The organism is Polymorphospora sp. NPDC051019 (assembly GCF_040683055.1).
In the GTDB taxonomy this organism is placed as follows: domain Bacteria; phylum Actinomycetota; class Actinomycetes; order Mycobacteriales; family Micromonosporaceae; genus Polymorphospora; species Polymorphospora lycopeni.
Genome location: NZ_JBFBCH010000001.1, coordinates 220,924 through 239,523, shown reverse-complemented (window position 1 = coordinate 239,523; position 18,600 = coordinate 220,924). Strand labels below are relative to the sequence as shown.

The window sequence follows — 18,600 nt, the reverse complement described above, 5'->3', positions numbered from 1 at the left end:
GCGCCCCAAGGGCCGGCCCGGCCCGGGGCGGGGTCAGGCCAGGTACGGGGTGTGGGTGCGGGCTTCGCGTAGGGCGTTGGCCCACCAGGTGAGCCGGTTCAGGAGCACGTCGGCGGCGTCGACCGAGGCCCGGTCGACCGGCTGCCCCTGTGGGTCGAAGCACTGCTGGATCCGGTGGAAGCTGACCGTGTCGCGCACCGTCATCGCGTGCAGTTCGGCGAAGACGCCGCGCAGGTGTTCGACGGCGCGCAGGCCCCCGGAGATCCCGCCGTACGACACGAACGCGACCGGCTTGGCGTGCCACTCCTTGTAGTGCGCGTCGATGGCCTCCTTCAGCGGCCCCGGGTAGCTGTGGTTGTACTCGGGGGTGACGACCACGAAGCCGTCGGCGGCGGCGAGGGTCGCGCTCACCGGTTGGGGATCGGCCAGGTCCACGATCTCGACGTGCAGGTCGGGACGTCGGGCGGCGTGACCGGTGAACCAGTTCGCCACGATCGGCCCGAAGCGGCCGTTGCGGGTGCTGCCGACGATCACCGAGATGCGCAGGGGAGGCATGGTCATTCCGGAGGCCCTTCAGATTCGCCGTGAGCAGGTGCTTCGAGGCTAAAACTGAAACCAAGCTTGAGGTCAAGGTGCTCTTCGGCGACGGGCCCTCCGCGCCGGTGCGCGGAGGGCCCGGGCCGGTGCGGAGGGCCCCGGTCGTGCGGTACGGGTCAGCAGCGGCCGATCTCACGCCACTGGGCGGTCAGTCCGGGCTCGGAACCCTGCGTCCACCAGTTCGCCTGCCACAGCCCGCCGTTGTGGCGTACCCGCTGGCCCTCGAGGTAGACGGTGCCCCAGTTCCAGGCCGGTACGCCGGCGCAGCCGACCGGGGGGTTCGTCGGTGTCCGGGTCGGCGTCGGCGACACCGTCGGGGAGACGGTGGGCGACGGGGTGGGGGAGGAGGTCGGGCACGGCCCGCCGGTGCCGACCGTGTCGACGTGGCTGGTGCCGGCCGTGCGGTAGGCGTTGACCCGGTTCTTCGCCTCAACTGTGGTGATGGCCTGGTCGGCGATGAAGTAGAGGTAGTCGACCTGCTGGACGTAGGTGGCCAGGCCCGGGGTGCTGCGGCCGTTCAGGTCGATGAACCACAGGTTGAAGTTGATCGACATCGGGGTCTCGGGGTAGTAGCGGTCGCCGTGGTCGGCCACCAGTTGACCGTCCACATAGTATTTGACCCGGCCGTCCTTGACCGTGAAGACCAGGTCGTGCCAGCCGGCGTGGCTGGTCCGCTGGGCGGTGTGCGTGTTGTCGGCCACCCACGGCTCGTTCTGGTACGTCTCCCACGTCGTCTGGTAGAGGATCGGGCCCTGCTCACCCCAGCCGCCGTTCGGCAGGTACTCGAAGTCGATCTCCCCGTAGTTCGGGTCCATCGGCCGGTCCAGCGGGGTGATGGTGAAGAACGTCTCGACCAGCCGGTCGCCGTCCGGGCCGGACACCGGGGCGTCGGTGAACTTCACCCGCGAGGCGTACGTGCCCTCGTAGAACTTGCGCTGGTGGAAGAACTCGGCGTGGCTGGTGCCGGCGGCGGTGCCGTCGGTCTTCGCGGTCAACTGCAGGACCTTCTGGCCGGCGTCGGTCGGGAACGAGATGTTCGACGCGGGCCAGGCGGCGCCGGGTACGCCGGGACCGCCGGCGTTGGTGCGGACGGTCCAGTTGCGGGCGGCGATCGCCGGGTCGGACGCCGACGAGTAGTTGAAGTCGTCGAACAGGATGCCGCAGGTGGCGGCGGTGCCCGGGGCGGCGGCCGGGGTGGTGCCGGCGGTCGCGGTGGCCGCGACCCCGGCGAGCGTGCCGGCGGTCAGCAGGGTGGCGGCCGCGGCGGCGACCGTGCGGACGGTGGGTCTCCGTGACATCGGAATCTCCTCACGGTGGGACAAAAGGGGTACGGGTGGCCGGACGGCTCCGGCCGGTCACCCGGGTGGCGCCGGGGATCAGCGGACCGCGCCGGCGGTCAGGCCGGTGCGGATCTGGCGCTGGAAGAGCACGTACGCGGCCAGGACCGGGACCATCGCGATGGTCAGCCCGGCGAACAGGCCGCTCCAGTCACTGCGGTAGCCCTGGCTGACCGACAGCGCGGCCAGGCCCTGCGCGAGCACGTACCGGTCGGGGTCGGGGTTGAGCACCAGCGGCAGCAGGTACTGGTTCCACAGCCCCAGGAAGTTGAAGATCGCGATGCTGACCAGCCCGGGGCGGGCCAGCGGCAGCATCACCCGGAAGAACACACCCCAGTGCGAGCAGCCGTCGAGGAAGGCGGCCTCGGCGACGGCGGACGGCAGCGTACGGAAGAACGAGTGCAGGAAGAAGACCGTGAACGGCAGGGCGTACGCGGTGTAGACCAGGATCAGCCCGTGGTAGGTGCCGAGCAGCCCGAGCTGCCTGACCACGAAGAACAGCGGAACCAGGGCCAGGAACACCGGGAAGAGCAGCCCGGCGACGAAGACCAGGTGGACGATCCGGTTGCCCGGGAACGGGTAGCGGGCCAGGGCGTACGAGATGGTGGCGCCGAGCAGCATGGTCAGGACCAGCGCACCGCCGACGACGATCGCGCTGTTGAGCAGGTAGTCGCCGATCGACGCCTGGTTCCAGGCCCGCGACCAGTTGTCGAGCCGGGGCGTGGCCGGCAGGCTCCACGGACTGGTCAGGATCTCCCGGTCGGTCTTCAGCGAGCTGACCACCGCCCACAGCAGCGGCAGGGTGACCACCGCCGCCCAGGCGAGCAGGAACAGGTGCGCCCCGCGCCCGCCGCCACCGCCGCGTGTGGCCCGCCGCCCCTGTGGCGCCGGCCCGGTCCACCGGTCCGGCCGCACCCTGTCGACGGTGGTCGTCATGACAACTCCACGGGTTCTCGCCGGCCGGCCCGCATGGTGACCACGGCCAGTGCCAGGGTGAGGAGGAACAGCGCGACGCCCATCGCGGCGGCGTAGCCGAACTTGCCGTAGGTGAACGCGTTGCGGTAGAGGCCGAGCCCGATCACCTCGGTCGAGCCGTCCGGCCCGCCCGGCCCGACCGTCATGATCTGTACGACGGCGAAGCCGTCGAGCGCGAGCACCCCGAGATAGACGAAGGCGACCTGTACGTTGTCGCGGACCAGCGGCAGGATCACCCGGCGCAGGGTGTCGAGCCGGCCGGCGCCGTCGAGCACGGCGGCCTCCAGCACGTCGCGGGGGATCGACTCCATGGCCGCCGAGAACAGCACCATGTAGAACCCGACCGACGACCAGACGAGCACCGCCATCACCGCCCACAGCGCCAGCCGGGGATCACCGAGCCAGGTACGCGCCAGCGCGTCCAGCCCGACCGCCCGCAGCACGCCGTTGAGCAGCCCCTCGTTGGGGTGGTATACGAACTGCCAGAGCACGGCGATGATCGGCAACGACAGTAGTTGCGGGAAGAAGTACGCCGTCTTGTAGAACTCGCCGCCGCGCACCGCCGACAGCATCGTGCTGCCGCCCCGGCCGCCGAAGTTGACCAGGGTGGCCAGCAGCAGGCCGAGCGCGATCGTCGCCGCCGGCACCACCAGCAGCATCAGGGCGTTGTTGCGCAACGCGGCCAGGAAGAGCGGGTCGGACAGCAGTTGCCGGAAGTTGGCCAGCCCCACGTAGTCGACCTGACCGGAGACCCCGGACCAGTCGGTGAGGGCGAGGTAGAACGCCTGCGCGTACGGCGACAGCACGAAGACCGCGTACAGCGCCAGACCGGGCAGGATGGCCGCGGCGAGGAACCGGTGGCGACCGTGCCGGATGGCCGTCATCGCCGGCTACCGGGTGTATTTGGTGACGGTGGTGTCCCGGGCGAGCGTGTCGGCGGCCCGCTGGATCCGGTCCGACCACTGCGCCGGGGTGGCCCGACCCGTCACGAGTTCGCCGGTGGCGTCGTCGACCGCCTTGGCCAGCGGCGCGTACCAGGTCCGGAACCGGAAGGTGAAGGTGTGGGTGCCGGCGGCGGCGACCGCCTCCCGCACCGATGCGAGGCCGCTGCTGACGGTCAACCCGTCGGTGGCGCCGGCGACGGTCGGCAGGGTGCTGTTGAGTTCGGCGAACCGGCGCGCCGACCGTTGCGAGAACAGGATCCGCAGGTATTCCAGCCCGCCACGCGGGTTCTTCGCCCGGCTCGGCACCACGAACGACTCGCTGCTGGCCGCCTGGAGACCGGCGGCCGGCACCCGGTCACCGGTGCCGAGCGCGGGCACCGCGCCCATCACCATGTCGAAGCCGTCCGGGGTGACGCCCTTCTGTTCGGCCTCCAGCCACGACCCGCAGGGGATGATCGCGGCCTTGGACTGCGACCAGGCGGCCTGCGCCTCGGTGTGCGACAGCGCCTCCGAACCGGACAGCAGGTAGCCCCTGGCGGCCAGCTCGTGCAGGGCGGTGGCGGCGTCGACCAGCTCCGGCCGCTTCCACGCGCCCGGTTCGAGGTTGTCGACCGCCTTCAGCAGGTCGGGGCCGCCGGCCTTGGCCGCCATCGACAGCAGCGGGTCGTTGATGTATTCCGGGTACTTGCCCTGGTAGGTCCAGGGGGCGAAGCCGGCGGCCTTGATCTGCCCGCACAGTGCCAGCATCGCGTCCCACGTCGCCGGCCAGGTCCAGCCGTGCCGCTCGAACAACGGCTTCGAGTACCACAGGCCCCAGACGGTGTAGGTGAAGTTGAGCGCGTAGACCTTGCCGTCGAAGGTGCCGTCCCCGGTCACGCCGGGCAGCAGCGTGTCCCGTACGGTGCGGGCCGGGTCGTCCAGCGTCGGGGCGTCGAGCAGTTCGGCGAGGTCGGTGAGCTTGCCGGCGGCGACCAGGGTGGCCAGGTCGAGGCGGCCGGCGCCGGTGTTGTCGACCACGTCCGGCGGGGTGTCGGCGACGAACCGGGGCTGCAGCGCCTCGCCGACCTTCTGGATTCCCTTGTGGTCGATGGTCGCGCCGGGGTGCCGTTCCTTGTAGACGGTGCCGGCGTCGATGGCGTACTGGTCGCCGTACCCGCCCTTGAAGATCACCACCTCCAGCGGGGTCGAGTCGGGTACGCCGAGCGGGTTGCCGGCGTCGCGGGCACCGGTCGGTGCCGGGGCGGCGGGTCCGCCGCCGCTGTTCGTGACGCAGCCGGCGAGGGCGGGGGTGGCCAGGGCGGCGGCACCCGCGGTGCGGACCAGGGTCCGCCGGGTCAGCCGGCGGCCGGGGGACGGGGAGGCGGTCATGGGGGTGCCTCGACTTTCTTCGGTCGGGCGGCGCGGGGCGCCGGGGCGAGCCGGCGCGGGGACGCCGGTCCGGGTACGGCGCGCGGGCGCGCCGGGGTGCGGCACGCCGGCGCCGACTCCGGCCCGGCGCGGAACGCCGATCGGGTCGCGGCGCGCGGGCGCCGGTTCGGGTACGGCGCGGGCGCCGCCTTGTGTGCGGCGCGGGGGGCGCCGTTTCTGCTGCGGCGCGCGAGGCGCCGTTTCTGGTACGGCGCGTAGGCGCCGGTGTGAGGTACGGCGCGGGCGGCGCCGGTCAGGCGGTACGCCGGATGCGTCCGGCGTACCGGGCTTCCAGTTCGTGGTTGTGCGTGTCCCCGCCGGGCACGTTCGCCGACAGGTAGACCGGTGGCTGCTCGCCGGCGGCGAGCAGCCGGGCGACCACCTCGCAGACGATCTGCTGGGCCAGCAGCGCCCCGGTGATCGACGAGATCGCGCCGACGGCGCCGCCACCGGGTAGCGGCAGGGCGGCGTCGCCGTACGGGGCGCCGTTGTCGAGCACCACGTCGGCGATGTCGGCCAGCCGGCGGCCGGACGGGTGCCGGGAGGCGACCCTGGCGCTGTGGGAAAGCGAGGTGATCCCGATGACCCGGTGGCCCTGCTCCTTGAGCAGCAGGGCGAACTCGACGATGACGCCGTTGACGCCGGAGTTGGAGGTGACGACGAAGACGTCGTCGGGCTTGACCGGGGACAGTTCGTAGAGCCGGCGGGCCACGGCCGGGTCGCGTTCGAGCAGCGGGTCGTCGAGTACGGCCCGGTCGGCGCCGCCGTACAGCACCAGGTCGCGAAGGGCGATCCGGTTGGTCGGCACCAGTCCGCCGGCCCGGCCGGCGATCTCCATCGACAGTGCCTCGGAGTGCCCGCAGCCGAACGCCTGGAGCACCCCGCCGGCCCGCAGGCCCGCGGTGACCAGGTCGGCCGCCCGCCGTACGCCCTCGGTCTGGCCGGCGGCGACCCGGCCGATCGCCGCGGTGACCGCGTCGAGGTAACCGTGCGCGCTGATGCTCATCAGACCTCCGATCGGGGGCGCCGGCGGCCGGCGCGATTGGCTTCGTCGGGCAGGCGGTGGGCGTCGACCGCGCGGGCGGTCACCTCGAACGCCTCGGTGGTGCGCTGGTAGGTCCGCTGGGCCACCGCGACGTAGATGAGGTCGAGGACCAGCAGTTGGGAGTGCAGGGCGGAGAGCGCGGCGAACCGGAACGTGGTCTCCTGCACGGCGGTGGTCATCACCACGTCGGCGGTCTCGGCCAGCGGCGAGCGGGGGAACGAGGTGACCGCGACGGTGAGCGCGCCGTGGTCGGCGGCCTCGGCGAGCACTTCGATCACCTCGCGGGTACGGCCACTGTGCGACAGGCCGATCGCCACGTCGCCGGGGCCGAGCAGGGCCGCGTTGGTCAGCGCGGTGTGCGGGTCGGGCCGGTGCCAGCACGGCACCCGGATCCGTTCCAGCCGGAACGCCATCTCCCGGGCGGCGTTGCCGGAGCTGCCGAGGCCGAAGAGTTCGACCCGGGTGGCGGTGGCGACCGCCGACGCGACCCGGTCGACGGCCGCGAGGTCGACCTGGCCGGCGGTTTCCTGGATGGCCCGGGCGTCGGCGCTGGCGACGACGCCGAGCAGGTGGTCGAGCGGGTCGTCGGGACCGATCTCCCGGTCGATGTCGGTGTCCCAGCGGGCCTGCGCCGCCCGGCCGGTCTCGGTGGCCACCGCGACCCGCAGTTCGGCGTAGCCGCGGTGGCCGAAGAGCCGGCAGAACCGGGTGACCGTGGCGGTGGACGTACCGGCCCGTTCCGCCAGGTCGATGATCGTGGCGCGGGCCGTCTCCTCGGGGGCGATCAGGATCTGCTCGGCGACCCGTTGCAGGGCGACCGGCAGGGTCGGTAGCTCGGTGCGGATCCGGCCGAGCAGGCCACTGTCGGTCATCAGCATTCCTTTCACCAAACCTCGTTGGTGATGAAAAGTATGACCATCGACGGTGTTCTGTCAATACTGTTAACGATTGGCGGGGGTGGCCGGGGGTGCCGTGCTCAGTGGTGGGCGCGGTACGTCAGGTGGGTGACCAGCGACGCCTGGCGGGCGGACACCTGCTCGAGCCGCAGTGGCGGCACCCCGTCGAAGAGCCGGTCGCCGTGCCCGAGCGTGACGGGTACGACGTGCAGCCGCAGCTCGTCGATCAGGCCGGCGGTCAGGTACTGGTTGACGGTCGCCGCGCCGCCGCCCTGGCCTGTTCGAAGGCGGCGTGGATGCCGTCGGTGACGAACGTGAAGGTGGTGCCGCCCTTCATCGTCGGCGGCTCGCGTGGCTGGTGGCCGAGCACGAACACCGGCGCGTGGTACGGCGGGGGCCGAACATGTTGCGGCCCATGATGTAGGCGCCGGCCCCGGTGACGGCGGCGATCTCGGTCGCGTTCTCGTCCGGGGTCTCGAACATCCAGGTGTGCAGGTCGACGCCGGTGCCGAACGGGTGTTCGCGGGACTGGTCGGGGCGGGACGAGAAACCGTCGAGGGAGATCGCGATGTCGGTCGTGACAGGAGACATGATCCGGGCCACAAACAGAAGATCGTCTACCGGCTCACCGAGCCGTCGATCCAGCTCGTCCCGGTCCTCGCCCAGCTCGGCGCGTGGGGCGTCCGGCACCTGCCGGTCAGCCCCGAACTGGCCGTACGCGCCCGGCTGCTCGCCGACGGCGGACCGTCGCTGTGGGACGACTTCATGGACGAGCTGCGCGAACTCCACCTGGGCATCCCACGGCCGGCGGGGGTGGAGCCGGTGTTCGGCCGGCTCACCGCCGCCTACCAGGCTGAGCTGGCCCGCGCCGGCAACTGACTCCAGCTCGGTTGGCGGCCGGGGATGGTCGCTGTTCCGCTCCACAGCGAATTCGCTGTTGCTACGCCGAATTCGCTGTGGAGCGAAACAGCAGTACCCCGCCTGGCGACCGGCACGAGCGCCACCGTTTCACGAGACGTGTTCCGGGACGGGAGCCGGTCGGGCCGGGGCCGGGCGGGACATGTCCCGCCACGGGCCGCCGAGCAGCGGCGTCAGTGAGAGCAGCAGGTAACAGCAGCCGGCGACGACCAGGGTGGCGGTCGTACCGAAGGCGTTGACGGCCAGGCCGGCGCCGACCGAGCCGACCGGCATCGCCGCCCAGCAGCCGGCGCCGATGACGCCGTACACCCGGGCGCGCATCCCGGCCGGCACCCGCTCGAGCTCGATCGTCCCGATCATCGGGTTGATCGCGCCGGCGGCGAAGCCGGCGACGACGGTGACCGTGACCAGCGCGGGCAGCGGGAGCCCGGCGGCCAGGGCCAGGAACGGCGGGGCGCCGGCGATCAGGAAGGCGACCACGTACGTGGGCCGGCGCGGCAGCCGGTGGCCGATCGCGCCGAAGACCAGTGAGCCGGCCAGCGCGCCACCGCCCATCGCGCCGACCAGCAGGCCGAACGCGGTCGCCCCGCCGAGTTCGCGGTCGGCGACGACGGGCAGCAGGACGGTGCTCTTCGCGGCGTCGAGAAGGTTGGTGAACAGCACCATCAGCACGATGAGGCGCAGCAGCGGCTCGCGGAGCAGGAACCGGACCCCGTCGGTGAACTCCCGCCAGTAACCCGCCGGGCGGGCGTCGGCACCCGGCCCGGCGTCGGCCGCCGGTTCCGTGGCCGGCCGCAGCCCGCGCGGTACGAGCACGGCGACCACGGCGGCGGAGACCGCGAACGTGACCGCGTCGATGGCGAGCACGGTCAGCGCGCCGAACGCCGCCACCAGCAGCCCGGCGACCGGGGCGCCGACGAGCCGGGCACCGCGGCTGGTCGCCTCGAGCATGGCGACGGCCCGCTCGACCGGCATGCCGGCCGCGGCGGCGGCCTCGGGCAGCAGCGCGATCCGGGCGGTGTGCCCGGGGGTGTCCAGCAGGCCGGTGGCGAAGACCAGCGCGAGCAGCGCCCAGAACGGCAGGCCGACCGTACGGTCGAGCAGCGGTACGGCGGCGATCGTCACGCCCGAGACGAGGTCGGCGGCGACGCTGGCCCGGCGGTAGCCGATCCGGTCGACCAGCACCCCGCCGAAGGCGCCGCCGATCACCATCGGTGCGGTGGCGAAGGCGCCGACGAGGCCGGTCGCCGCCGCCGACCCGGTCTCGGCGAGCACGTAGAGCGGCAGGGCGATGATGGTGAGCATGTTGCCGGTCAGCGACACCGCGTGGCCGACGACCAGGCCGAGCAGTGGGCCGTACCGCCGGTCGGGGGTCCGCCGCGCCGGGACGCGCGCGGCGGCCTTCATTCCGGCCGCCGGAACGCGTGGAACATCAGGGTGACCGCTTCGGTGCCGGCCCGACCGGCGGCGCCCCGGGCCTCCCACCGGTCGACGAGCGCCTTCAGGTCGGCCTGCAGTTCCGTCAGCTCGTCGCTGGTCAGGTGCAGTTGGGTGTCGCCGCTGGTGGCGCCGGCGACCCAGGCCGGGGCGAGGGTCGCCTCGGATTCGAGGTAGCGCTCCAGGACCTCGACATAGCGGCGCAGGACGGTGCGGCGCAACGAGTCCAGGGCGGCCCGGCGCTCCGGGTCGTCGAGGACCTCCACCGGCTTCCACGCGGTCCGCTCGTGGGTTGCCCGCCACCACCGTTCCCGCCGGTCGCGGGCGAGTTCCGGAACCTCCTCGACGAACCCGAACGACGCCAGCTTGCCAAGGTGGTAGCTGACCGAGCCGACCGCCTCGTCGACGATCTCGCTGAGCATGCCGACGGTCTGCGGGCCCCGGCCGCGCAGTTCGCCGAGGAGCCGCAGGCGGGTCGGGTGGGCCAGGGCACGCATGGCCCGCGGATCGGTCAGGTGCACGGTCCGGCCGTCGTCGGACGGCCCGCCGGCCTCCTCGCTGCGTTCGGTCATGCGATTCACCGTAGACCCACAAGAAATGATGTACAAGAGATGACGTACAAGAAGTCTTGTCAATCTCGGTAGGTCAGGCCGTGACCGAAGCGAAAGACCGGGTCGACGGTGTCGAACGCCACGTCGGGCCGGCCGGCCCGAACCGCCGCCGACGAGCGGGGCAGGTCGAACGGCAGCCGCCCACCCGGCGCCGCCCGCCCGGCCAGCACGTCCGTCAGCGCCTCGTCGCACACCCCGAACGACACCGTCAGCGCCGCCACCCGCGCCGCCAGCCGGGACAGCACCGCCGGCCGGTCCAGGTAGACGTCGACGACCGTCGGTACGGTCTCGGCGATCGTCAGCACCCGCGCCATCTCCCCGGCGGCGAACTCCAGCGACCCGGCGTGGAAGAACGCCTCGAACTGCCCGGGCCGGTGGTCGTACGGTGCCTGCAGGCGAAGGAGCGCCACGTCGGCGTCGGCCAGCCGGTCCACCACCCGCCAGTCGCGGGCGACGACCTCGGGGGCCACCCCGTCGCACCAGACCCGCAGCCCGCGCCGCAACGGCAGACGCGCCGCCCGGTCCGGGGCCGCGTTCGACAACAGCGTCACGCAGGCCCGCTGGGCGGCCAGCCCCGCCGCCCGGAACCGCGCGCACCCGACGACGGCAGCCGCCCGGTCCGGGTCCACGTACGGCCGGTCGAAAAGCCCGAGGGTGAACTTCTCCCGCAACACCCGCCGCACCGACGCGTCCAGCCGGGCCACCCCGACCCGCCCCGCCCGCACCAGGTCGACGACCAGCCCCGGTACGGCCTCGCCACCGATCTGGTCGGCGCCGGCGTCGAGAACCCGGTGCGCCCGCCGCGCGGGGGAGAGGTGCTCAAGCCCCCAGGCCCGCGCCGGCCGGACCTGCCCCCGGAACACCGCCCCGGTCAGCACCCCCCAGTCGGTGCAGACGATGCCGCCGAAACCCATCCGCCGCCGCAGCAGCCCGCCGACCACGTCCCGGTTGAAGCTGAATCCGACCTCTGCGTAGCCGGTCCCGCGCGGCATCCCGTAGCCGAGCATCACCTGCGAGCAGCCGGCGTCCAGCGCCGCCACGAACGGCCGCAGGTGGTCGGCGAACCGGCCGCCGGGATAGACCTGCTCGCGGCCGTACCGGAAGTGCGGGTCCTCGCCGTCGTGGGCGGCACCGCCGCCGGGGAAGTGCTTCACCATCGCGGCGACCCCGTCCGGCCCGAGCGTCGGCCCCTGCAACCCGCCGACGTACGCCCGCACCAGCTCGGCGGCGAGCCCCGCGTCCTCGCCGAAGGTGCCGAGCGTACGCGGCCAGCGCGGTTCGGTCGCCAGGTCCGCCTGCGGGTGCAGGGCGACCCGGATGCCGACCGCGGCGTACTCCTGCCGGACCACGTCCGCCCACCCGCGCACCAGCGCCGCGTCCCGGGTCGCGGCCATCCCCAGCGGCTCCGGCCACACCGAGAACGCACCGGCCAGCGCGGCGGTGTTCGGGTTCGCCGAGTACGCGTGCCGGGGGTCGGACGACACCGTGACCGGTATGCCGAACGGGGTCGCGGCGGCCAGGTCCTGCAGCCCGTTGTGCCAGCGGGCCAGGTCGGCGGGCGCGGCCGTACCGAGCAGGTTGAAGTGGTTCATCCGCCGGTCGCGCACCATCTCGGCGGCCGACAGCAGCCCGGCGTCCGGGTCGGCCGGGGCCAGCGAGCCATCCGGCCCGATCCCGACCATGGTGTGGAAGAGCAGCCCGGCCTTGTCCGGCAGCGTCATCCGGCGCAGCAGGTCCTCGACGCGTACCGCCACCGGCAGCCGCGCGTCCCGGTACGGCGGCCCGTCCACCACCGCCACCGTACCGGCGCACCCGGCCGCGGTCCCCCGTTTGGAGCACGCCCGACCGGGCATTCGCCGCCGACGCCGACTGGCCTAGGGGGCGCGATGGCGGGTAAGCGGATCATGGTCTTCACGATCCCGAACGACGGGCATCTCAACATCCTCAAGCGGATGATCCGCGCCTACCGGGCCGAGCACACCTTCCGGCTGGTGCTGGTCGACCGGCAGACCACCGCACCCGACCTCGGCGACCTGGCCGGGCTCACCGACACCCTCGACGGCTCCCGGCACTTCGTCAACACGCCGGCGTCCGGGGTCCTGAACCGGGTCTGCGAACTGCTCGACGAGAGCCTCGCGATCACCCGTGACTTCGGCCCCGACCTGGTCGTCCACGACTTCTGCGCGCTGGAGGGCCACTTTGCCGCCCGGCTCGCCGGGGTGCCGTACTGGGCCTCCGTACCGGGGCTGATCGGCCCGATGACCGACCGCCGGCACCTCGCCGACTGCCTGTCGTCGCCGACCAACCGGGCCGCGACCGAAACCCTGCGCCGCCGGTACGGCCTCACCGTCGCCCCCGGCGACGTCGAACTCGTCTCCAACAGCCTGCACATCCCGGCACCGACGAACCTGCTGTGGTCGTACCCGGCGGTGACGCCCGCCGACTTCCGCCACCACCGCCGGCCGGCCCACTACCGGTTCGCCGGCTACCTCTCCGACGGCCACCGGCGCCCGGCCCGGCCCGCCGGGCGGCCGCTGGTCTACCTGTCGTTCGGTACCGAGGTGATGGACAACCTGTGGCACGCCGATCCGACCACCCGCGACGGTGTACGCCGCTGCGTCGCCGGCCTCGCCGCCCGGTGGACCCGCGACGTCGACGTCGTCTTCGTCACCCGCGGCCGGCCGGTGCTGCCCACGTATCCGGCGAACTGGGCCGTGCACGACCGGGTCGACCAGCAGCGGATCCTCAGCCGGGCCGACGTCTTCGTCACCCACGGCGGCAGCAACAGCTTCCACGAGGCGCTGCTCGCCCGGGTGCCGGTCGTCGTCGTACCGTTCTTCGGCGACCAGCCGCTGGTCGCCCGGCGCGCCGCCGAACTCGGCGTCGGCATCGCCCTCGACGGCGGCGCCACCGTCGAACGCGGCGCCGCCGCCCGGTTCCTGCACCCCGACCTGCCGGCGCTGATCGCCGCCGCCGTCGACCGGATCCGCGCCGACGGCACGTACCGCCGCAACCTGCGCGACCTGTGCACGTCGGTCACGCCCGCGCTGGCCGGCGTCGACCGGCTGCACCCCACCGGACCGGTCCGGGGCACGGTGCCGCCGGGTGCCGCGTCCCCGGTCCCGGCCGGACCCGGCGGTACGTGGTGACCGCCGGCCCGCCGGAGATCAGCGACTACGGCCTGCTGTCCGACTGCCACAGTGCCGCCCTAATCAGCTCGCACGGCTCCGTCGACTGGTGGGGCCCGCCCCGCTTCGACTCGCCCGCCGTCTTCGGCCGCCTGCTCGACCCGGACGCCGGGCACTGGTCGATCGCCCCGGTCGACGCGCACACCGTGACCCGGGACTACGTCGGCGACTCCCTGGTGCTGCGGACCGTGCTGCGGACCGCCACCGGCGCGGTCGCGGTCACCGACGCGCTCGCGCTGCACCCCGGCAGCCGGGGCCACGAGATCGGCTTCGACGCCCCGCACACCCTGCTGCGCATCGTCGAGGGCCTCGACGGCACCGTCACGGTCGCCGTCGAAGTCGCCCCCCGCCTCGAATACGGCCTGACCGAGCCCCGGTGGTACCGCGACGGCCGGACCTGGATGGCGCGGGCCGGAGCAGTCGGGCTGCGGCTGACCGACGACTCCGAGCTGACGGCCACCGGCGGCACCCTCGCCGGCCGCTACCCGGTCGCCGCCGGCCAGCGGGTCAGGTTCCGGCTGGCCTACGAGCCGACGTACGAGCCGGTCGACCGCGGCGGTCCGGAGCCGTCGGTGCACGACACCCTGGAGGCGTGGTACTCCTGGGCCGCCCTGCACCGCGGCTACCAGGGCCGTTACCTGCCCCAGGTACGCCGTAGCGCCCTGGTGCTGCAGGGCCTGACCTTCCAGCGCAGCGGCGCGGTGGTCGCCGCCGCCACCACGTCGTTGCCCGAACAGATCGGCGCCGACCTCAACTGGGACTACCGCTTCGCCTGGCTGCGCGACGTCAGCCTGACCATGCAGGCGCTGTGGGTCGCCGCCTGCCCGGACGAGGCCGGCCGCTTCTTCGACTGGATCGCCGACGCGTTCGGCCCGCTCGGCGGCGCACCACTGCAGATCATGTTCGGCGTCACCGGCGAACGCGACCTGACCGAACACGAACTCGACCACCTCGCCGGCCACCGGGCCAGCCGCCCGGTCCGGGTCGGCAACGACGCGTGGAAGCAACGCCAACTCGACGTCCTCGGCGAGGTCCTGTTCGCCGCCGAACTGCTGCGCGAGCGGATCGGCGAGCTGAGCGACGCCACCCGCGAACTGCTCGTCTCCCTCGCCGACCAGGCGGCGGACAGCTGGCGGCTGCCCGACTCGGGGATGTGGGAGTCCCGCGAGCACCCCCGGCACTACACCTCGTCGAAGGTGATGTGCTGGGTGGCCCTCGACCGGGCCGTACGGCTCGCCGGCGCGCTCGGCGTACCCGGCCGGGCCGCCGGCTGGGCCACCGCCCGCGACGAGATCCGCGCGGCCGTGCTGCGACGCGCCTGGTGCGAGCGGATCGGGGCGTACGCCGGCGCCTTCGACTCCGACCGCCTCGACGCCTCGGTGCTGCTGCTGCCGCTGGTCGGGTTCCTGCCCGCCGACGATCCGCGGATGCTCGCCACCATCGAGGCGGTCCGCGACCGGCTCGCCGACGGCCCGCTGGTGCGCCGCTGGTACGGCGACTCCGCCGCGTTCGTCGCCTGTGGCTTCTGGCTCGTCGAGTGTCTGGCCCTGGCCGGTCGGGTGGACGAGGCCGGCGTGCTCTTCGACGACCTGCTGGGCCACGGCAACGACCTCGGCCTGTTCGCCGAGGAGATCGACCCGGCCACCAGACGGCAGCTCGGCAACCACCCGCAGGCGTTCTCGCACGTCGGCCTGATCAACGCCGCCTGGCGCCTGACCGAGGCGTCGGCTGCCGGCGGCGCACCCCGGCCGGCCTGATCGTCTGCGGCTCGGACACCCGACACGCCGTGAGTGCCGCGCCTGAACCGCAGACGATCACGCGGTCGGCTCGGCCCGCGTCCCCGGGTTGGCGGTTGCCGCCCGGCGAGGTTGGCCGGCTGCAAGACTCGACCTGGTGAGCACCGAAGGCGAGTTCCGCTGGTCGCGGTGGATCCGGCTCGGCGCGCCGGGATCGCGGGTCACCCGCCTCGAACTGTTCTTCGACCTGGTCTACGTGTTCGCGTTCCTCAACGTGACCCAGTTGACCGGCGAGGAACTGGGCCTGCTCGGGTTGCTGCGCGCCCTGCTGGTGCTCGCGCTGCTGTGGTGGTGTTGGACGAGCATGGCGGCACTGGGCAACCTGATCCGGGCCGACCAGGGGATCGTCCCGGTGATCGTGTTCATCAACATGGCCGCCGTGTTCGTGCTGGCGCTCACCATCTCGGAGGCGTTCGTCGACCAGCCGGGCGGGCTGCACGGGCCGCTGCTCTTCGCCGCCTGCTACTTCATCGTCCGGGCCATGCAGGTCGCCATCGTGTGGGGCGTGAACCGGGTGACGCCGGGGCCACGGCACGGAGTACTGCTGTTCGCCGCGCCGATCCTGATCAGCGCGACGCTGATCGGGATCGCCGGGTTCGTGCCGGCCCGGCTCTTCGCGGGCGATGCCGAGTACGCCGTGCGCCTCAGCCTGTGGCTGGCCGCGCTCGCCGTCGAGTACGGCTTCGGAACGAAGATCTACACCAGCCGGTGGACGCTCACCTCGGCCGGGCACTGGGCCGAGCGGCACGCGCTGATCGTGTTGGTGGCGCTGGGCGAGTCGATCATCTCGCTGGGCGTCGGCGCCAACCTCATCGGCAGCGCGCCGGTCTCGTGGCAGGCGGTCGCGGCGGCGGTGTTCGGCATCGCCGTGATCGCGGCGCTGTGGTGGGCGTACTTCGACGAACCGGCGCTCGCCATCGAGCAGGTGCTGCACGGCACCCGGGAACGCCGCGCCCGGATGAGGCTGGTCCGCGACGCGTACACGTTCCTGCACCTGCCGATGATCATCGGGATCATCCTGTTCGCCCTCGGCCTCAAGAAGTACCTGACCGACATCACGGCGGACACCTCGACCGGCTGGCAGCACCGGATCGGCGGCATCGAACTCGACGTCCTGTACGGCGGCGTCCTGCTGTATCTGACGGCCCTGGTCGCGATGGCGTGGCGGGTGCTGCCCGGGTTCCGGCCGAGCCTGATCCTGCCGTTCGTGGGGATCCTGCTGCTCATCACGGTGGTGCTGCGTCCCCCGGCGCTGATCGCGCTCGGTATCCTGGCGGCGGGCAGCGTCACGGTCGCGGTGACCCAGATCCGGCACCGGGAGCGGCACCGGTCCAGAATCCGGGAGACCGCGCTGAACGAACAACTGGCCAGCGAGGCCGACCAGAGCGAGTGGCGCCGCAAGCACCTGTGACGGGCCCGCTCCGGCGCGAAAAGCGGTATCCCGCAACACCTTCCGGCCGCGATCATGTCCGGGTGCGTATCCCACGGCAGATCCCGCTCGAAGTCGGCGCTCCCGGCCCCGCGCCGGAGTCGCTGCTGCCCGTCGTCCTCACCGTGGACGACTCCGATTCCCCGCGCGACGTCATCGACGCGCTCGGGCTGACCGCGTTCGTCGCCGGCCACCAGCCGTACGCGACGTCGAAGAGCCTGAACAACGTCCGCGACGACGCGACGCTGCTGCCGCCCGACGTACGGGTGCTACGGGACAGCCGCAGCGACACCGAGCACGCCCGGCTCGCCGCCGGGGACGGCTGGACGCTGCGCGCGGTGCACTGGCCGCGTGGCAGGACCGCCCACGTCGCGGTCACCGCGACCACCGCCGAGCTGGGCGACGAGATCCTCGCCCGGGCGACCGACGGCATGACGGAGCCGCCGCCACCGGTCGAGGAGGCCGTGACGATGGGCTTCTGGTACGCGTCGTCGAACGGCCCGCAGCGCAACCCGCGCTCGATCAGCGTGGGCTCGTGGGCGGACATCCGGGGCAACTACGCCGCCCCGGCCCGGGCCGAGTTCGACCGGCTCGTCAAGGTCGATCGTGACTCGGTACGCGGCCGGCTGGTGCTGCTGCACGGCCCGCCGGGCACCGGCAAGACCACGGTCCTGCGGGCGTTGGCCCGCGAGTGGCGGGACTGGTGCCAGTTCGACTGCGTGCTCGACCCGGAGGCGCTGTTCAACAGCCCGGCCTACCTGATGGAGGTCGCGCTCAACGGGGGCCGCGAGTGCTCGTGCCCCGACCGCAAGCACGACAAGTGGCGGCTGCTGCTGCTCGAGGACTGCGACGAGCTGATCCGCGGCGAGGCGAAGCAGACCACCGGGCAGGCGCTGTCCCGGCTGCTCAACCTCACCGACGGCCTGCTCGGCCAGGGCCGCAAGGTGCTGGTGGCGATCACCACCAACGAGGATCTGGCCCGGCTGCACCCGGCCGTCGTACGACCGGGGCGCTGCCTGGCCCGGATCGAGGTGCCGGCGCTGTCGCCCGCCGAGGCGCAGACCTGGCTGGGTACGTCGGCCGGCGTGCCGGCGGCCGGCGCGACGCTGGCCGAGCTGTACGCGCTGCGGGACGGCTACCAGGTGGCGGTGGAGCCGGAGCCGCTGCCCAGCGGCCAGTACCTGTGACCGGGTCCGGGGCGCCTGCCCCGGACCCGGCATCCGGCCCGGAAAACCCCTGGAACCCGGCGACCCCGGCGCCCACACTCATCGGCGTGGATCACGAACGGATCGTCAGTCTGAGCAAGCGGATGTCGCGGTTGTTGCGGCACGCCCCGGAGCGGGTCGGGCTGACCCTCGACGCGGCCGGCTGGGTGCCGGTCGACGAGTTCCTGGCCGCGACCCGGATCGGGCGCGACGAACTCGACCTGGTGGTGGCTGGCAACGACAAGCGCCGGTTCGCGGTGGAGCGTGGCCCCGACGGGGTGGAGCGGATCCGGGCCAACCAGGGGCATTCGGTTCCGGTGCAACTGGGCCTCGCCCCGGTGGTGCCACCGGAGCGGCTCTTCCACGGCACCGGCGCCGCCGCGCTGGAGTCGATCCGGGCGACCGGCCTGGACCGGGGTGGCCGGCACCACGTGCACCTTTCCGCCGACCGGGCCACCGCCCACCGGGTCGGCGCCCGCCGGCGCGGCGCCGTCGTGGTCCTCACCGTCGATTCGGCGGCGATGCACCGGGCCGGCCATGAGTTCTTTCGCAGCGCGAACGGCGTCTGGCTGACCGACGCCGTACCACCGTCCTATCTGGACGGGCTTGGCGCGGGCTGACGTCGCGACCTCCTCGGGCGGTGTGGTGGCGCCACGCCGATGATCCGGATGAGCCGGTCTGCTGGATGTCAACTGTGAGCCTGCTGTAAAACTTCTGACAGAGTCGCCTTGGCCGAGGTCAGCCCGGTGATGGCCGGCCGTGTGGGGTGAAACGGGGTTCCGCCGTCGACCGGCGGTGGGCACGATCGATCCGAC

17 protein-coding genes are annotated in these 18,600 nt (G+C 73.0%); 6 read left to right on the top strand and 11 right to left on the bottom strand.

Translation table 11 applies throughout. The features are described from left to right. Positions 1-33: 33 nt before the first annotated feature. From AB0M79_RS01060 to AB0M79_RS01025, 8 genes are all read right to left on the bottom strand, one after another. Positions 34-561 carry an NAD(P)H-dependent oxidoreductase gene (locus AB0M79_RS01060; protein ID WP_357540203.1) on the bottom strand — a complete coding sequence of 176 codons (528 nt, stop codon included), beginning with the start codon at positions 559-561 and terminating at the stop codon, positions 34-36. Positions 562-713: 152 nt separating this feature from the next. Beyond that, the gene (locus tag AB0M79_RS01055; RefSeq protein WP_364206536.1) at positions 714-1,895 is read right to left on the bottom strand and encodes a carbohydrate-binding protein; all 1,182 of its coding nucleotides are present in this window, start codon (positions 1,893-1,895) and stop codon (positions 714-716) included. Between the two features lie 78 nt (positions 1,896-1,973). Beyond that, positions 1,974-2,870 carry a carbohydrate ABC transporter permease gene (locus AB0M79_RS01050; RefSeq protein ID WP_364206534.1) on the bottom strand — a complete coding sequence of 299 codons (897 nt, stop codon included), beginning with the start codon at positions 2,868-2,870 and terminating at the stop codon, positions 1,974-1,976. Then, positions 2,867-3,793 carry a sugar ABC transporter permease gene (locus AB0M79_RS01045; RefSeq protein ID WP_364206532.1) on the bottom strand — a complete coding sequence of 309 codons (927 nt, stop codon included), beginning with the start codon at positions 3,791-3,793 and terminating at the stop codon, positions 2,867-2,869. Before AB0M79_RS01045 ends, AB0M79_RS01050 begins: the two co-directional genes overlap by 4 nt. A 6-nt stretch (positions 3,794-3,799) precedes the next feature. Beyond that, the gene (ngcE, locus tag AB0M79_RS01040; protein ID WP_364206530.1) at positions 3,800-5,221 is read right to left on the bottom strand and encodes an N-acetylglucosamine/diacetylchitobiose ABC transporter substrate-binding protein; all 1,422 of its coding nucleotides are present in this window, start codon (positions 5,219-5,221) and stop codon (positions 3,800-3,802) included. Between the two features lie 292 nt (positions 5,222-5,513). Continuing rightward, a complete protein-coding gene (locus tag AB0M79_RS01035; RefSeq protein ID WP_364206528.1) occupies positions 5,514-6,266 on the bottom strand; it encodes an SIS domain-containing protein in 753 nt (250 codons plus the stop codon). Further along, the gene (locus AB0M79_RS01030) at positions 6,266-7,177 is read right to left on the bottom strand and encodes a MurR/RpiR family transcriptional regulator (RefSeq protein WP_364206526.1); all 912 of its coding nucleotides are present in this window, start codon (positions 7,175-7,177) and stop codon (positions 6,266-6,268) included. Before AB0M79_RS01030 ends, AB0M79_RS01035 begins: the two co-directional genes overlap by 1 nt. Positions 7,178-7,281: 104 nt before the next feature. Further along, entirely contained in the window at positions 7,282-7,806 is a 525-nt protein-coding gene (locus AB0M79_RS01025; RefSeq protein WP_364206524.1) for a dihydrofolate reductase family protein, read from the bottom strand. On the opposite strand from AB0M79_RS01025, the gene AB0M79_RS01020 reads away from it, so the two are divergent. Next, positions 7,691-8,080, top strand: a complete 390-nt coding sequence (locus AB0M79_RS01020) for a hypothetical protein (RefSeq protein ID WP_364206522.1) — start codon at positions 7,691-7,693, stop codon at positions 8,078-8,080. The genes AB0M79_RS01025 and AB0M79_RS01020 overlap by 116 nt on opposite strands. Before the next feature lie 129 nt (positions 8,081-8,209). On the opposite strand, the gene AB0M79_RS01015 is transcribed toward AB0M79_RS01020, so the two are convergent. The 3 genes from AB0M79_RS01015 to AB0M79_RS01005 are packed head-to-tail and all read right to left on the bottom strand — an operon-like array spanning position 8,210 to position 11,957. Continuing rightward, positions 8,210-9,526, bottom strand: coding sequence for an MFS transporter (locus AB0M79_RS01015; protein WP_364206520.1), 1,317 nt, complete (start codon positions 9,524-9,526; stop codon positions 8,210-8,212). Beyond that, positions 9,523-10,128 (bottom strand): helix-turn-helix domain-containing protein, encoded by a 606-nt coding sequence (locus AB0M79_RS01010; protein WP_364206518.1) that lies wholly within the window; start codon positions 10,126-10,128, stop codon positions 9,523-9,525. Before AB0M79_RS01010 ends, AB0M79_RS01015 begins: the two co-directional genes overlap by 4 nt. A 59-nt stretch (positions 10,129-10,187) precedes the next feature. Continuing rightward, complete coding sequence (locus tag AB0M79_RS01005) at positions 10,188-11,957, bottom strand: glycoside hydrolase family 3 N-terminal domain-containing protein (RefSeq protein ID WP_364206516.1); 1,770 nt, start codon at positions 11,955-11,957, stop codon at positions 10,188-10,190. A gap of 96 nt (positions 11,958-12,053) precedes the next feature. On the opposite strand from AB0M79_RS01005, the gene AB0M79_RS01000 reads away from it, so the two are divergent. From AB0M79_RS01000 to AB0M79_RS00980, 5 genes are all read left to right on the top strand, one after another. Further along, positions 12,054-13,316: a nucleotide disphospho-sugar-binding domain-containing protein gene (locus AB0M79_RS01000; RefSeq protein ID WP_364206514.1), complete on the top strand. Its 1,263-nt coding sequence runs from the start codon at positions 12,054-12,056 to the stop codon at positions 13,314-13,316. Further along, complete coding sequence (locus AB0M79_RS00995; protein WP_364206512.1) at positions 13,313-15,112, top strand: glycoside hydrolase family 15 protein; 1,800 nt, start codon at positions 13,313-13,315, stop codon at positions 15,110-15,112. Before AB0M79_RS01000 ends, AB0M79_RS00995 begins: the two co-directional genes overlap by 4 nt. Positions 15,113-15,248: 136 nt before the next feature. Beyond that, the gene (locus tag AB0M79_RS00990) at positions 15,249-16,562 is read left to right on the top strand and encodes a low temperature requirement protein A (protein ID WP_364206510.1); all 1,314 of its coding nucleotides are present in this window, start codon (positions 15,249-15,251) and stop codon (positions 16,560-16,562) included. 62 nt (positions 16,563-16,624) lie between these two features. After that, the gene (locus AB0M79_RS00985; RefSeq protein WP_364206508.1) at positions 16,625-17,767 is read left to right on the top strand and encodes a DUF5925 domain-containing protein; all 1,143 of its coding nucleotides are present in this window, start codon (positions 16,625-16,627) and stop codon (positions 17,765-17,767) included. An 86-nt stretch (positions 17,768-17,853) separates the two neighbouring features. Then, positions 17,854-18,405 (top strand): RNA 2'-phosphotransferase, encoded by a 552-nt coding sequence (locus AB0M79_RS00980; RefSeq protein WP_364206506.1) that lies wholly within the window; start codon positions 17,854-17,856, stop codon positions 18,403-18,405. The last annotated feature ends 195 nt before the right edge of the window (positions 18,406-18,600 follow it).

What these genes read in the sequence shown, in the direction of transcription:
- AB0M79_RS01060 (WP_357540203.1), bottom strand. Translation starts at nt 561, where the DNA reads ATGACCATGCCTCCCCTGCGCATCTCGGTGATCGTCGGCAGCACCCGC.
- AB0M79_RS01055 (WP_364206536.1), bottom strand. Translation starts at nt 1,895, where the DNA reads ATGTCACGGAGACCCACCGTCCGCACGGTCGCCGCCGCGGCCGCCACC.
- AB0M79_RS01050 (WP_364206534.1), bottom strand. Translation starts at nt 2,870, where the DNA reads ATGACGACCACCGTCGACAGGGTGCGGCCGGACCGGTGGACCGGGCCG.
- AB0M79_RS01045 (WP_364206532.1), bottom strand. Translation starts at nt 3,793, where the DNA reads ATGACGGCCATCCGGCACGGTCGCCACCGGTTCCTCGCCGCGGCCATC.
- ngcE (WP_364206530.1), bottom strand. Translation starts at nt 5,221, where the DNA reads ATGACCGCCTCCCCGTCCCCCGGCCGCCGGCTGACCCGGCGGACCCTG.
- AB0M79_RS01035 (WP_364206528.1), bottom strand. Translation starts at nt 6,266, where the DNA reads ATGAGCATCAGCGCGCACGGTTACCTCGACGCGGTCACCGCGGCGATC.
- AB0M79_RS01030 (WP_364206526.1), bottom strand. Translation starts at nt 7,177, where the DNA reads ATGACCGACAGTGGCCTGCTCGGCCGGATCCGCACCGAGCTACCGACC.
- AB0M79_RS01015 (WP_364206520.1), bottom strand. Translation starts at nt 9,526, where the DNA reads ATGAAGGCCGCCGCGCGCGTCCCGGCGCGGCGGACCCCCGACCGGCGG.
- AB0M79_RS01010 (WP_364206518.1), bottom strand. Translation starts at nt 10,128, where the DNA reads ATGACCGAACGCAGCGAGGAGGCCGGCGGGCCGTCCGACGACGGCCGG.
- AB0M79_RS01000 (WP_364206514.1), top strand. Translation starts at nt 12,054, where the DNA reads ATGGCGGGTAAGCGGATCATGGTCTTCACGATCCCGAACGACGGGCAT.